The organism is Aquabacterium sp. (assembly GCF_048860245.1).
GTDB lineage: Bacteria > Pseudomonadota > Gammaproteobacteria > Burkholderiales > Burkholderiaceae_C > Aquabacterium.
In genome coordinates this window covers 22,368-35,100 of record NZ_JBLIZW010000074.1, presented here as the reverse complement: position 1 = coordinate 35,100, position 12,733 = coordinate 22,368, and the positions used below count along the sequence as shown (strand labels likewise).

The 12,733-nt window shown below is 59.8% G+C and carries 12 protein-coding genes and 1 pseudogene; 5 read left to right on the top strand and 8 right to left on the bottom strand.

The features are described from left to right. Positions 1 to 73 precede the first annotated feature (73 nt). From glnA to ACMV18_RS08845, 4 genes are all read right to left on the bottom strand, one after another. Entirely contained in the window at positions 74 to 1,492 is a 1,419-nt protein-coding gene (glnA, locus tag ACMV18_RS08860) for a type I glutamate--ammonia ligase (protein ID WP_420817544.1), read from the bottom strand. Between the two features lie 203 nt (positions 1,493 to 1,695). After that, the gene (locus ACMV18_RS08855; RefSeq protein WP_420817543.1) at positions 1,696 to 2,481 is read right to left on the bottom strand and encodes a competence/damage-inducible protein A; all 786 of its coding nucleotides are present in this window, start codon (positions 2,479 to 2,481) and stop codon (positions 1,696 to 1,698) included. Continuing rightward, entirely contained in the window at positions 2,478 to 3,341 is an 864-nt protein-coding gene (locus ACMV18_RS08850; protein ID WP_374256429.1) for an EI24 domain-containing protein, read from the bottom strand. Before ACMV18_RS08850 ends, ACMV18_RS08855 begins: the two co-directional genes overlap by 4 nt. Positions 3,342 to 3,351: 10 nt before the next feature. Further along, a complete protein-coding gene (locus ACMV18_RS08845) occupies positions 3,352 to 4,167 on the bottom strand; it encodes a TIGR00266 family protein (protein ID WP_420817542.1) in 816 nt (271 codons plus the stop codon). Between the two features lie 169 nt (positions 4,168 to 4,336). Here ACMV18_RS08845 and ACMV18_RS08840 point away from each other — a divergent pair, with 169 nt between their 5' ends. Beyond that, positions 4,337 to 5,626 (top strand): NAD(P)/FAD-dependent oxidoreductase, encoded by a 1,290-nt coding sequence (locus ACMV18_RS08840; protein WP_420817541.1) that lies wholly within the window; start codon positions 4,337 to 4,339, stop codon positions 5,624 to 5,626. 19 nt (positions 5,627 to 5,645) lie between these two features. Next, positions 5,646 to 6,377 carry a bifunctional demethylmenaquinone methyltransferase/2-methoxy-6-polyprenyl-1,4-benzoquinol methylase UbiE gene (gene ubiE, locus ACMV18_RS08835; protein WP_420817540.1) on the top strand — a complete coding sequence of 244 codons (732 nt, stop codon included), beginning with the start codon at positions 5,646 to 5,648 and terminating at the stop codon, positions 6,375 to 6,377. Positions 6,378 to 6,459: 82 nt separating this feature from the next. Here the strand turns inward: ubiE and ACMV18_RS08830 are convergent, their stop codons facing one another. After that, positions 6,460 to 7,041: a chalcone isomerase family protein gene (locus ACMV18_RS08830; RefSeq protein WP_420817539.1), complete on the bottom strand. Its 582-nt coding sequence runs from the start codon at positions 7,039 to 7,041 to the stop codon at positions 6,460 to 6,462. Between the two features lie 14 nt (positions 7,042 to 7,055). Further along, the gene (locus tag ACMV18_RS08825; RefSeq protein ID WP_420817538.1) at positions 7,056 to 8,741 is read right to left on the bottom strand and encodes a long-chain-fatty-acid--CoA ligase; all 1,686 of its coding nucleotides are present in this window, start codon (positions 8,739 to 8,741) and stop codon (positions 7,056 to 7,058) included. A gap of 120 nt (positions 8,742 to 8,861) precedes the next feature. Here ACMV18_RS08825 and ACMV18_RS08820 point away from each other — a divergent pair, with 120 nt between their 5' ends. After that, a complete protein-coding gene (locus tag ACMV18_RS08820; protein ID WP_374256439.1) occupies positions 8,862 to 9,677 on the top strand; it encodes a MerR family transcriptional regulator in 816 nt (271 codons plus the stop codon). 21 nt (positions 9,678 to 9,698) lie between these two features. On the opposite strand, the gene ACMV18_RS08815 is transcribed toward ACMV18_RS08820, so the two are convergent. Then, positions 9,699 to 10,214 carry a flavin reductase family protein gene (locus tag ACMV18_RS08815; protein ID WP_420817537.1) on the bottom strand — a complete coding sequence of 172 codons (516 nt, stop codon included), beginning with the start codon at positions 10,212 to 10,214 and terminating at the stop codon, positions 9,699 to 9,701. A 151-nt stretch (positions 10,215 to 10,365) separates the two neighbouring features. Between ACMV18_RS08815 and istA the strand changes: the two genes are divergently transcribed. Both istA and istB read left to right on the top strand, forming a co-directional pair. Continuing rightward, positions 10,366 to 11,898, top strand: coding sequence for an IS21 family transposase (gene istA / locus ACMV18_RS08810; RefSeq protein ID WP_420817536.1), 1,533 nt, complete (start codon positions 10,366 to 10,368; stop codon positions 11,896 to 11,898). Continuing rightward, positions 11,855 to 12,553, top strand: a pseudogene (gene istB, locus ACMV18_RS08805) (IS21-like element ISAav1 family helper ATPase IstB); the annotation flags it as partial. The gene istA and the pseudogene istB, both read left to right, overlap by 44 nt. Here the strand turns inward: istB and ACMV18_RS08800 are convergent. Next, the gene (locus ACMV18_RS08800) at positions 12,539 to 12,670 is read right to left on the bottom strand and encodes a GlyGly-CTERM sorting domain-containing protein (RefSeq protein ID WP_420817563.1); all 132 of its coding nucleotides are present in this window, start codon (positions 12,668 to 12,670) and stop codon (positions 12,539 to 12,541) included. The pseudogene istB and the gene ACMV18_RS08800 sit on opposite strands and share 15 nt — an antisense overlap. Between the last annotated feature and the right edge of the window lie 63 nt (positions 12,671 to 12,733).

The window sequence follows — 12,733 nt, the reverse complement described above, 5'->3', positions numbered from 1 at the left end:
GACAACAAAAAAAGGGCGACTCGCGTCGCCCTTTTGTGAGTTCGAATGAACCCGATCTGAAACCCAAGAAGGATTACAGAGCGTAGTACATGTCGAATTCGACGGGGTGAGTCGCCATACGGAAGCGAGTCACTTCTTGCATCTTCAGATCGATGTAAGCGTCGATGTATTCGTTGGTGAACACGCCACCCTTGGTCAGGAACGCACGGTCCTTGTCCAGGTATTCCAGAGCCTGATCCAGGCTGTGGCAGACGGTTGGCACCAGTGCATCTTCCTCGGGAGGCAGATGGTACAGGTCCTTCGTAGCAGCTTCGCCCGGATGGATCTTGTTTTCCACGCCGTCCAGACCAGCCATCATCAGTGCAGCGAAGGCCAGGTAGGGGTTAGCGGAAGGATCGGGGAAGCGCGCTTCGATACGACGGCCCTTGGGGTTAGCCACGTAAGGAATACGGATCGAGGCCGAGCGGTTCTTGGCCGAGTAAGCCAGCTTCACAGGCGCTTCGAAGCCAGGCACCAGACGCTTGTACGAGTTCGTACCAGGGTTGGTGATGGCGTTCAGAGCACGAGCGTGCTTGATGATACCGCCGATGTAGTACAGAGCGAATTCGCTCAGACCAGCGTAGCCGTCGCCAGCGAACAGGTTCTTGCCGTCTTTCCAGATGGACTGGTGAACGTGCATACCGGAACCGTTGTCGCCCACGATAGGCTTAGGCATGAAGGTCGCAGTCTTGCCGTAAGCGTGAGCCACGTTGGTGATCACGTACTTTTGCAGCTGCAGCCAGTCAGCGCGCTCGGTCAGCGTGCTGAACTTGGTGCCGATTTCCATTTGGCCAGCGTTGGCCACTTCGTGGTGGTGCACTTCAACTGGGATGCCCAGGCTTTCCAGGATCAGGCACATTTCCGAGCGCATGTCTTGGCCGGAATCAACGGGAGGAACGGGGAAGTAGCCACCCTTGACGGTAGGACGGTAACCGGAGTTGCCGTGCTCGTACTTGGTGCCAGTGTTCCAAGCGCCTTCTTCAGAGTCGATCTTGAAGAAGCTGCCCGACATTTCGTTGCCCCAACGGACGGAGTCGAACACGAAGAATTCGGGTTCTGGACCGAAGTAAGCGGTGTCGCCCAGACCGGAAGCCTTCAGGTAGGCTTCAGCGCGCTTGGCCAGCGAGCGAGGATCGCGCTCGTAAGGCTTGCCATCATGGGGATCGATGACGTCGCAAGTCAGGATCAGGGTCGGCTCTTCGAAGAAGGGGTCGATGTTGGCGGTATTGGGATCCGGCATCAGCAGCATGTCGGATGCTTCGATACCCTTCCAGCCTGCGATGGACGAACCGTCGAAGGCGTGGCCCGAAGTGAACTTGTCTTCGTCGAAGTGGGAAACGGGCACGGAAACGTGCTGCTCTTTGCCACGGGTGTCGGTGAAGCGGAAATCAACGAACTTGACTTCGTTGTCCTTCACCAGCTTCATCACGTCGGCGACGGTCTTGTTGGCCATCAGTTGCTCCTAGCCAGAGGCTTAATGGTGTAAGTGCAAAAAAATGTCTGTTTCCAGATCAGAAACAGCCGACAGTTTACTAGCAGAAAGCGTGCCGCCCACCGATGTCAGGTCAATGTCGCTGCAGGAAACCGAAATAAAGACATTCAAACAGTTGTGCGCACAAGCATGGTGCACGAAACGCTTGAGAAAACATTGCGCACTCACTTGGTGCGGATACGTGCACCGATTTTGTTCAAGCCTTCGATCAGTGCCGCAAAGGCGTGCTCCACCTCATTCGCCGCACCTTTGACCCCCAGATCGATGTGTCGCCCAAGCTCCGGGTGATCCACGCTGGGCAGGCTGAAGACCTTCACTGGTGCGTAGCGAGCCTCAATCTCGAGCATCAACGGCGTAAGGTGCGACTCCATGGCCCCCTGAACGATCACAGAACGCTCTTCCAATCGACCTTGGCCATGCAACGCGGCATGCCAGTGATCCAACACCCAGGCCATCATGGGCCAGGCCATCACAGGGAAACCGGGCAGAAAGTGAACGCGCCCAGCCAAGCTGAAGCCAGGAATCTGGTTGTAGGGGTTGGGGATGATGTCGGCGCCAACCGGAATCACCCCCATCTCCAGACGACGCAACGTGTCTGCGGCGGCCGGATCAAATTCGACACCCTCTTCTCGGGCGATGGCCTGACAACGCCCAAGAATGAGTTCCTTGGCTTGCGGATGCAACGCCAGCTCAACACCCGCTGCACGTCCGGCGCATGCGCGCGTATGGTCGTCTGGCGTCGCGCCAATGCCCCCGAACGAAAACACCACATCACCACTCGCGAGTGCCGCACTCAACTCCGCCGTGATGCGATCCGGGTCGTCCCCCACATACCTCGCCCAACTCAAGGCCATTCCCCGCTCGGACAACAACTCAATGGCCTTCACGAGATGCTTGTCCTGACGACGTCCACTGAGGATTTCATCGCCAATGATGATGAGTCCAATCATGTTTCTACCTTTGAGTAATCAAGATCCGCGCGCGCAGCCGATACCGCGACACCATCGCGGCGAACCACATCCAGCGCCGACAACAAATAGTGGGCAAACCAAGCTGCACCCAACGCAAAAACCAAGGTGTAAAGCCAAATGGAGACCAGCATCAAAAAAGGCGCAAACACCACAGCCAACGCGCCAATGGCCCACAACGCCCCCGGCACCGCCCCCAGCGCACCACATGCCACCCCCATGATCAACAGCACCCGACCGTGCTCCGAGAGAATTTGCTGACGCTCGCCGTCTGCAGCCCAATCTGCCAGAACATCAAACGCCATCACCCGATATGTCAGCCATCCCCATATCAACGGAGGCAACAGCAAGGCGAGCATTGGCACCAACCAAAGCGGCAGCGTGAGGACCAGCGCGAGACAGGCGATCAGCGTGGCCTTGGCAGACCAGAGCACACTTTGCCAGACCGTCACCTCGTGCTGCGCTTGCAGGTGAGGAAACCGTCGATCCCGGACCAAGGCTGTGATCGCGGGGACCATGAAGGCCGATACCAGCAGCATGCACACCATGACCACCACCGGGACCGCCACCAGCACCAACACCATCGGCGCCACGACGGACCTCAAGTGGGTCCACCCCATGGTGTCCAACCACGACAAAAGGTGCGCAGACAGGGACCAGTGATCCAGCAAGGCACGCACACCCGCCACGGCGTCCGTCCACCCCCACCAGACCAAGCCGCCCAATGCGCCCCCTGCCAGCAACAGCGGCATCAGGGAGAGCAGCACGACCCTCGGCAACAGACAGTAGGCCAGCGCACGCCAGAAGGACGACACCGCCAAAGCCATTCGGCTAGCGCTCATCTAACGGCACTCACTCGTCATCACCACCGAGGAGTCCCCCCAACAGCGATCCACCTGCCACGCCCGCCATGAGAGATCCCTCATCACGCGAGCGCCCACCAGCCTGAGGCGCCGCCGCAAAAATGCGAGACGCCATTCTGGAGAACGGCAGACTTTGCAGCCACACATGTCCCGGCCCGCTCAGACGCGCCAGGAACAAGCCCTCGCCGCCAAACAGCGCCGTTTTGATCTTGCCTACGTACTGGATATCGAAATCGACCCCTGCGGTGTAGGCCACCACGCACCCGGTGTCCACCAACAAGGTTTCACCTGCCTGCAACTCGCGACGCACCACCGTGCCGCCTGCATGCACGAAGGCCAGCCCATCGCCTTCCAACTTCTGCATGATGAAGCCTTCACCGCCGAAGAAGCCCGTCCCCAGCTTGCGCTGAAACGCGATCCCGAGCGACACCCCGCGCGCCGCGCACAAAAAAGAGTCCTTCTGACAAATCAGCGTCCCACCCAGCTTGCTGAGTTCCATCGGGAGAATCTTGCCCGGATACGGGGCGGCAAACGCCACACGCTTCTTGCCCGACCCTTGGTTGGTGTAAATGGTGGTGAACAGACTCTCGCCAGTGATCAGCCGCTTGCCTGCGCCCAACAGCTTGCCAAACAAGCCCCCCTCCTGGCGAGCACCATCGCCAAACACCGTGTCCATCTCGATGCCCGACTCCATGAACATCATCGAACCCGCTTCTCCGATGGCCGCCTCGCCGGGATCCAGCTCGACCTCCACAAACTGCATCTCGGAGCCTTTGATTTCGTAGTCCACCACGTCCATGGCCATGATCTGTTTCCTTCTGAAGAATGATTCCGGCGCTCGCTCAACCAGTCGCCACACAAGGCCTGTCGATTGAGCGCACCGCGAGCTTCGATCAAAGGCATTGTGGACGAGTTCCCCAGCGCATGACCCACCGCACGCCAGAAACCCAAGCGCGTCAGCGACAATTCAGCCCATGTCTTCCATCTTCGACGTTGTGGTGATTGGCGCGGGCGCCGCGGGTCTGTTTTGTGCGGGTGCCGCCGGCCAGCGAGGCTTGCGCGTGCTCGTGCTGGATCATTCCGCCAAAGTGGCAGAAAAAATCCGCATCTCTGGCGGCGGACGGTGCAACTTCACGAACAGAGAAGTCACACCAGCCAATTTCATCAGCGAGAACCCCCACTTCTGTCGCTCGGCTCTGGCCAGCTTCACCCCTCAGGACTTTCTGGCACTGATTGAAAAGCACCACATCGCCTGGCACGAAAAGCACAAAGGCCAGCTGTTTTGTGACCGCAGCGCCAACGACATCGTGCAAATGCTGTTGAGCGAGTGTGAGGCAGGCGGTGTCACACGCTGGCAACCTTGTGCCGTGCACGATGTGCGCCCCCATGTGGACGCGATCGAAGGCCAGGCTCGGTTTTGTGTGGACACCGATCGCGGCCCGATTGAGGCGCACCAGGTTGTGATCGCGACAGGCGGGCTGTCCATCCCGAAAATCGGCGCCACAGACTTTGGGCAGCGCCTCGCGACGCGCCTGGGCCACACACTGGTTCCCCTGCGCCCTGCCCTGGTGCCACTCACTTTCAGCCCGGAGTCGTGGGCAGCATTTGTGCCGATGGCCGGCATCTCGCTGGAGGTGGACGTCTCCACCAACCACGAGGCCCCTGGCAAGCGCAAAAAGACCACCACCACGCACTTTCTGGAAGATCTGTTGTTCACCCACCGTGGGTTGAGCGGCCCCGCCGTTCTTCAGATCTCCAGTTACTGGCAGCCGGGCACGCCCATCACATTGAACATTGCGCCTGGCCGCGATTTGGCCGCCGCACTGAAATCTGCCAAGGTCGGTTCGCGCAAACAGCTCTCGACAGAGTGGGGGCACGCTTTGGGCAGTGACGTCCCCCAACGCTTGGCTCAAACATGGCTAGACCACATTCAGCTGGCCACACCAAGCCTGCGCACCGATGCGGCGATCGCCGAGCTGAAAGACAAGGATCTGGAGTCACTGGGGCAATCCGCCAATGCCTGGCACATCACCCCGAGCGGCACAGAAGGCTATGCCAAAGCAGAAGTCACCGCTGGCGGCGTGAACACGGCCGAACTCAGCTCGCAAACGATGGAAAGCAAAAAGGTCCCCGGCCTGTATTTCATCGGTGAGGTCGTCGACGTCACCGGCTGGTTGGGTGGATACAACTTCCAATGGGCATGGTCCAGCGCCATGGCCTGCGCGCGTGCGCTGACACCCGTGTCAGACGGCAGCGCACTTTGAGCAAGGGTAAGATGACGCCATGAGCACCACGCATTTCGGTTTCAAGCAAGTTGACGAGACAAAAAAGGCACAACACGTCCGTGGTGTGTTTGACTCGGTTGCCAACAAATACGACATCATGAATGACCTGATGTCGATGGGTCTTCATCGCATCTGGAAGGCCTACACCATCGCCGCCAGTGGCGTGCGTGAAGGCCATAAAGTGCTGGACATTGCAGGTGGCACAGGGGATCTGTCCGAAGCATTCTCCAAGCGCGTGGGCACGTCAGGCATGGTGGTTCACACTGACATCAACGAGGCAATGTTGAGCACGGGCCGAGACCGCCTGCTCAATAGCGGCATTGCCTTGCCCACCACGCTGTGCGACGCCGAAAAGCTCCCCTTCCCGACCGACACGTTCGACATCGTCACGGTCGCATTTGGCCTGCGCAACATGACCCACAAGGACATCGCACTCAAAGAGATGTGTCGTGTCCTGAAGCCGGGCGGACGCCTTCTGGTGCTGGAGTTTTCCAAAGTGGCCAAGCCACTGGAAAAGGCCTACGACTGGTACTCGTTCAAGATCCTGCCCAAACTGGGTCAACTGGTTGCAGGCGATGCCGAGAGTTATCAGTACCTGGCTGAATCGATCCGCATGCACCCCGATCAAGCCACCCTCAAGGCCATGATGAACGAAGCAGGTTTCGGCCATGTGGACGTCCACAACATGACCGGTGGGGTTGTGGCCCTGCATCTGGGCATCAAGTGCTGAGCTGTCTGCCCGCATGAAAAAGGCCGGTCACTGACCGGCCTTTTTCATTGGCGCACGCCTTGGCAGGCGTGGCTGCAAGCGATCACGACGTGCCCAACAGGCCGCGCTTCAGATCCTTGTCACTGGGACGATCGCCCAACCAGATGCGCAACAGCGCGCGATAGAAGTCATCGCCGGCGATATTGCGCCCCATGGGCTTGCCCGACACGGTGATGCGAGTCCCTTGCATCGGCACGTAGTCCAGTTGAATCACGGAACCGCGACGCACCTCGCCAACTTGCATCATGGCTGCTTCCAACTCGTCCACACGAGCGCGCAACGTGGTCATTTCTGCCGTGGACGTGTTATCGGTGATGCCTGTGATCAATCCCTCGACCAACTGGTTGGCCGACACATCACGCAACATGACGATGCGGATGGACTTAGGGCCCACCTGATTCATCAAGTTGACCGGAGAAGTATCGCGGCGGGGCGTATACAGGCCCATCGCATACACCTTGATGATCATCTTGACGCGCAGGCCCACACCGTTGAGCTGCAACGGCTGATCCGCGATGGTCACTTGGTCCTCAAACTGGACGCCAGCCACCTCACGGGCGGCATGCGCTGCCATCGATGCTGTCAACACAGCCACCGACAGCGCTGCCGTCGCCCACTTTTTCATACCGTGAATCATTCTTAAGCCGCCTTTTTCTGGTCTGCATCGCGCAGTTCGCGTCGCAGAATCTTACCTACATTCGACTTCGGCAGCTCATCGCGGAACTCGATGTACTTCGGACGCTTGTAACCTGTCAATTGCTGCTTGCAGAATTCAGCCACGTCTTCCACGGTCAAATCTGGGTCACGCTTGACGATGAACAGCTTGACCGCTTCACCAGAGTGCTTGTCTGGCACGCCAATCACAGCGGCCTCCAGCACACCGGGATGCTGCACGGCCACATCTTCGACTTCGTTGGGATAAACGTTGAAGCCCGACACCAGAACCATGTCCTTCTTGCGGTCCACGATCTTCACGAAGCCGCGCTCGTCCATGACACCCACGTCACCGGTCTTGAAGAAGCCGTCGTCGGTCATGACCTTCGCGGTTTCCTCTGGGCGGCGCCAGTAGCCAGCCATCACCTGTGGACCGCGAATGCAGATCTCACCAGACTGCCCCAGTTCCACGTCGTTGCCGTCGTCGTCGCGGATGGCCACTTCGGTAGAAGGCAGCGGCATCCCGATCGAGCCGGTGTAGCAGTCGATGTTGTTGGGGTTGCAGGTGGCCACCGGCGAGGTTTCGGACAGGCCATAACCTTCGATGATGGGGGTACCCGTGACAGCCTTCCAGCGTTCGGCAACCGCCTTTTGAACTGCCATACCGCCACCGATCGTGACCAGCAGGCTGGAGAAATCCAGCTTGGCAAAGTCGGGGTTGTTCATCAGACCGCTGTACAGCGTGTTGACGGCCGGGAACATGTGGAAGCGGAAGCTCGACAATTCCTTGATGAACCCAGCGATATCGCGCGGGTTAGGAATCAGTAGCATGCAAGCACCGTTACGGATGCCCATCAGGCAGCAAACCGTCAACGCGAAGATGTGATACAGCGGCAAGGCGCACACCACATTCAACTGCTCGATCTTGCTGGTGTCCAGGCCATTGGTCAGCCAGGCTTCGCACTGCAACACGTTCGACAGCAGATTGCGCTGCAACAGCGTCGCCCCCTTGGACACACCCGTGGTACCGCCGGTGTACTGCAGGAAGGCCACATCATCCAGACCAATTTGCTGGGGGGTGTAGGGCTTGGCTGCGCCCTTGCTCAGCACGCTGTTGAACGACACGTGACCAGGCAAGGACCAGGCAGGCACCATCTTGCGCACGCGGCGCACGACGAAGTTGGTCAACGCACCCTTCAGGGTACCCATCAGGTCCCCCATGGACGCCACCACAACGTGCTTCAGGTGACCACGAGCCTGCACCGCCTGCAGCGTGCTGGCAAAGTTTTCCAGAATGATGATGGCTTCTGCGCCACTGTCGTGGAGTTGATGCTCCAGCTCACGAGGGGTGTACATCGGGTTGACGTTGACGACCACACACCCCGCACGCAGGATACCGGCCACAGCGACCGGGTATTGCAGGATGTTGGGCATCATCACGGCAACACGAGCGCCCTTGGTCAAGCCTTGCGCCTGCAACCAGGAAGCCAGATTGGCCGACTGACGATCCATCTCGCCATAAGTCAGGCTTGCCCCCATGCAACGGAAAGCCACGCGGTCAGCGTACTGACGCATGGCCTCATCCAGCAACTGCACCAGCGACGAATACTGAGTCGCATCGATCTCCTGCGGCATGTTGGCAGGGTAATTCTTCAACCAGATCTTTTCCATGGGGTCCTTCAGGCGGCCACGCACCTGCAGTGCAGAGCCGCATCAACACAACAGCGGGATGTTACATTAACTCTGCAAGATGCCCGCCGGTATCATGCGAGGCATTCAGTGTCAGTCACGATGATGTCCAGCTCATCCGCCAAAAAATCCCGCCCCAAAGTCAGCACCAGCCACACGGAGGTTGAACTGACGGTTGAGGATTTATCCAAGCAAGCCGGCGTCAGCGTACGCAACATCCGTGCGTACCAGACGGCTGGACTCATGCCCCCTCCCCGACTCAAAGGACGACTGGGCATTTACGACCAGGAGCACCTTGGCAAGCTGGAGTTGATCCGAGACCTGCGCCAACAAGGGTTCAGGCTGGAGGCCATCAAAGACATGCTGGACAAAACTCCGGAGGGAGCCTGGTCCGAGTATTCTTTGATCAGCGACCTTTTCTCCACCACGTTTTTCACGGTGGAGGCCCCCAAGCGCAAAGCGCTGTCGGAAATGGCGGCGCATTGGCAAACGTCAGCCACCCCGGAACAGAAAGAGCGACTGTCACGCAATGGCCTTTACCGTCGGATTGGCCCAGACGAAGTCGAAATGCTCAGCCCCGCACTGGAGCGCATCGGCATACAACTGGCCGAACTCAATGTCCCCCTGGACACGGTACTGGACCTGCAAGACGAGCTCATCAAGCACACCCGCATCATTGCGCGGGCCTATGTTGAACAATTGTTCCTGACGCTGGCAGAAGGCATTGCGGCAGCCGAAGCCGAAGCCAAGGCCAAGGGCGTCCCCGTGGATCCGGCGGCCATCGCACCGCTAACCGCCATGTTCGAGCGCTTGCGCCCACTGGCAATCGGCTCGATCAGTGCGGCTTTTCCCGTTGTGCTGCAGCAAGAATTCGATCAAGCCATTCAGCAGCAACTCAAACGCAGCCACACAAGCTGATCGCACAAAGAGCAGGCACGCTCACCCTTGCAAAGGCTTGCCAGTCGCAAAAAATGCACCGCCAGCCACGTGATGCAGACTGCGGAGATTGGGGCCGGCACCAGGCTCGTCCGTGGCGTCAAACAACCATCTCCCGTCCTTGAACGCGCGTGGATCAGCCCAAGCCGCAATCACCTCGGCAAGAAACAAGTCGTACCGCTGTGCCATCGCCTCTTCCGGCAGCACCTTGCAAACCAACCAGGCTGCACAACCGGCAATCAAAGGCGCTTGCGCTTGCGGCACAGACAGCGCCTGCAAGCCACAGTGATCGAACTTGTCGATCTCTCGGCCAGACTGCGTCCCCACAGCCATCACGGTCGACAGCATGTCTACCGTCGGCACCTGAAGAACAAATTCACCAGAAGCCTCGACCAAACCACGCGTAAACGTTGCCTTGTCGATCACCACGGCCACCTTGGGAGGATGGAAGTCGAGAGGCATGTTCCAAGCGACAGCCATGACATTGCGCTGCCCAGCATGAGCGGCACTGATCAACACGGTCGGACCATGGTTGATCAGCCGATACGCCTTGGTGTTGAATCACGAGCAAAACTGAGCCACTAAAGGGCGTCCGTCACGTCCAATTTTGAGCCACGTTATCCACCTACCCTGCTGCTTTTTGCAGCAGCGGGGTACAGGAGTGATCAACGTGAGCACATTGAGCAAATTGCGCCGCATGGTCCACCGGGACCACCTGAGCGTGCGCGAAGCCAGCCGCAGGCTGGGCATCTCTCGTAACACAGCCGCCAAGTGGCTCGAGGCCGATGAGATGGTTGAGCCCCGTTACCCCAAGCGGGCGGCCATTCCCAGCGTTCTTGATCCCTACAAGGAACAGCTGGCCACCTGGCTGAAGACCGACAGCCATCGCAACAAGCGCGAGCGTCGTGGCATCAAGGCCATGTTCCGGGCACTGCAAGCCATGGGCTACCCAGGCAGCCGAGGCCCGGTCTACGAGTTCGCCAAGCGCTGGCAGCAGGCGCAGTCCGATACCCCTACGCGCATGGCCTTCGTGCCCATGAGTTTCGAGATGGGCGAGGCCTTCCAGTTCGACTGGAGTTGCGAGTACCTGTTCGTGGGCGGCCTGCGCAAGCGCCTGGAGGCTGCGCACACGAAGCTGGCGGCCAGTCGGGCCTTCATGCTCACCGCCTACTTCAGCCAGGCGCACGAGATGTTGTTCGACGCCCATGCCCGGGCCTTTGCTGCCTTCGGCGGTGTGCCACGCCGGGGCATCTACGACAACATGAAGACCGCCGTCGACAAGGTCGGCCAGGGCAAGAGCCGCACGGTCAATGCCCGCTTCGAGGCGATGACCGGCCACTACCTGTTCGAGCCTGAGTTCTGTAACAGGGCCGCAGGCTGGGAGAAGGGCATCGTCGAGAAGAACGTGCAGGATCGCCGTCGTGGCATCTGGATGGAGGCGGCCGAACGCCGCTGGCCCGACCTGGAGAGCCTCAATGCGTGGCTGCACCAGGCCTGCCTGGACGCCTGGCATGAGCTGCCTCACCCCGAGTGGCCAGAGCTGACCATCGCCGACGTCTGGCAGCAAGAGCAAACACACCTGATGCCCAACCCAGCCGCCTTCGACGGCTATGTCGAGCAGATGGCTCGCGTGACGGCCACCTCGCTGATCCACTACCAGCGCAATCGCTACAGCGTGCCGTGCGAGTGGGCTCACACCAGTGTCAGTGTGCGGGCCTATCCTGACCGCTTGGTGGTGGTCGGCCCCAGCGCCGACGAGGCGGAACAGCCCGTCATCCTGCCTCGCAGCTTCGAGCGTGGTCAGACCTTGTACGACTGGCGCCACTACGTCAGCTTGCTGCAACGCAAGCCCGGCGCCTTGCGCAATGGCGCTCCGTTCAAAACCATGCCCGAGCCCCTGCAGCATCTTCAGGCTCATCTGCTGCGTCACCCAGGTGGTGATCGCGTGATGGCCCAGGTGCTCATGGCCATCACCCTGCACGGGCTCGATGACGTACTGGTGGCCGTGGAGTTGGCGCTGCAATCCGGCCGCGTGAGCGCCGACCATGTGCTCAACGTACTGGCCAGGCTCAAGGAACCCGAAGCTGTGCACAGCTTGCCCGAAGCCGCCTTGCCTTCACTGACGTTGCAGGAGCCGCCTCAGGCCGACGTGTCGCGCTATGACCGCCTGCGCCAGATCCAGGAGGGTGACCATGTCCAATGACATCACTGCAGCCCTCAAGGGTTTGAGTCTGCACGGCATGGCCAGTGCTTGGCCGGAACTGCTGGGCATCGCCCGGCTCAAATCGCTCGACCACGAAGCCCTGGTGCATCAGCTCATCAAGGCCGAGGGAGCGCATCGGGAAGTGCGCTCCATGGCCTATCAGATGCGCGCTGCCCGATTCCCTCACCACCGAGACCTGGCGGGCTTCGCCTTCGATCAGGCCCAAGTGGACGAAGCGCTGGTGCGTCAGCTGCACGAGCTCAAGTTCATCGACTCAGCCCACAACGTGGTGTTCGTGGGTGGACCGGGTACCGGCAAGACTCACCTGGCCACCAGCCTTGGCATTCACGCCATCCGTGCACATGGCAAGCGGGTGCGCTTCTTCTCCACAGTGGAGCTGGTCAACATGCTGGAGTCCGAGAAAGCACTGGGCAAGGCCGGGCAACTGGCGCATCGGCTCATGTACGTCGATCTCGTCATCCTCGACGAGATGGGCTATCTACCCTTCAGTCAGGCCGGTGGCGCCTTGCTGTTCCACCTGCTGTCCAAGCTCTATGAGCGCACCAGCGTGGTCGTCACCACCAACCTGTCGTTCTCGGAGTGGGCCAGCGTGTTTGGCGACGCCAAGATGACCACGGCGCTACTGGACCGACTCACCCATCACTGCCACATCGTCGAGACCGGCAATCAAAGCTGGCGCTTCAGGCACTCGACGGCGCAGCCCGCCACCAGCAAGACCAACCGTAGCAAACCACCCAAAGGAGCCGCCCAGACAGTAGACTTATCCACATCCGAGCAGTCCATTTCTTCGTCAACCTAGTGGCTCAGTTTTGGA

Bases quoted from the DNA above. Each gene is read 5' to 3' on its own strand.
- ACMV18_RS08830 (WP_420817539.1), bottom strand. From the start codon at position 7,041: ATGAAAAAGTGGGCGACGGCAGCGCTGTCGGTGGCTGTGTTGACAGCA.
- ACMV18_RS08855 (WP_420817543.1), bottom strand. From the start codon at position 2,481: ATGATTGGACTCATCATCATTGGCGATGAAATCCTCAGTGGACGTCGT.
- glnA (WP_420817544.1), bottom strand. From the start codon at position 1,492: ATGGCCAACAAGACCGTCGCCGACGTGATGAAGCTGGTGAAGGACAAC.
- ACMV18_RS08820 (WP_374256439.1), top strand. From the start codon at position 8,862: ATGATGTCCAGCTCATCCGCCAAAAAATCCCGCCCCAAAGTCAGCACC.
- ACMV18_RS08840 (WP_420817541.1), top strand. From the start codon at position 4,337: ATGTCTTCCATCTTCGACGTTGTGGTGATTGGCGCGGGCGCCGCGGGT.
- ubiE (WP_420817540.1), top strand. From the start codon at position 5,646: ATGAGCACCACGCATTTCGGTTTCAAGCAAGTTGACGAGACAAAAAAG.
- ACMV18_RS08850 (WP_374256429.1), bottom strand. From the start codon at position 3,341: ATGAGCGCTAGCCGAATGGCTTTGGCGGTGTCGTCCTTCTGGCGTGCG.
- ACMV18_RS08825 (WP_420817538.1), bottom strand. From the start codon at position 8,741: ATGGAAAAGATCTGGTTGAAGAATTACCCTGCCAACATGCCGCAGGAG.
- ACMV18_RS08845 (WP_420817542.1), bottom strand. From the start codon at position 4,167: ATGGCCATGGACGTGGTGGACTACGAAATCAAAGGCTCCGAGATGCAG.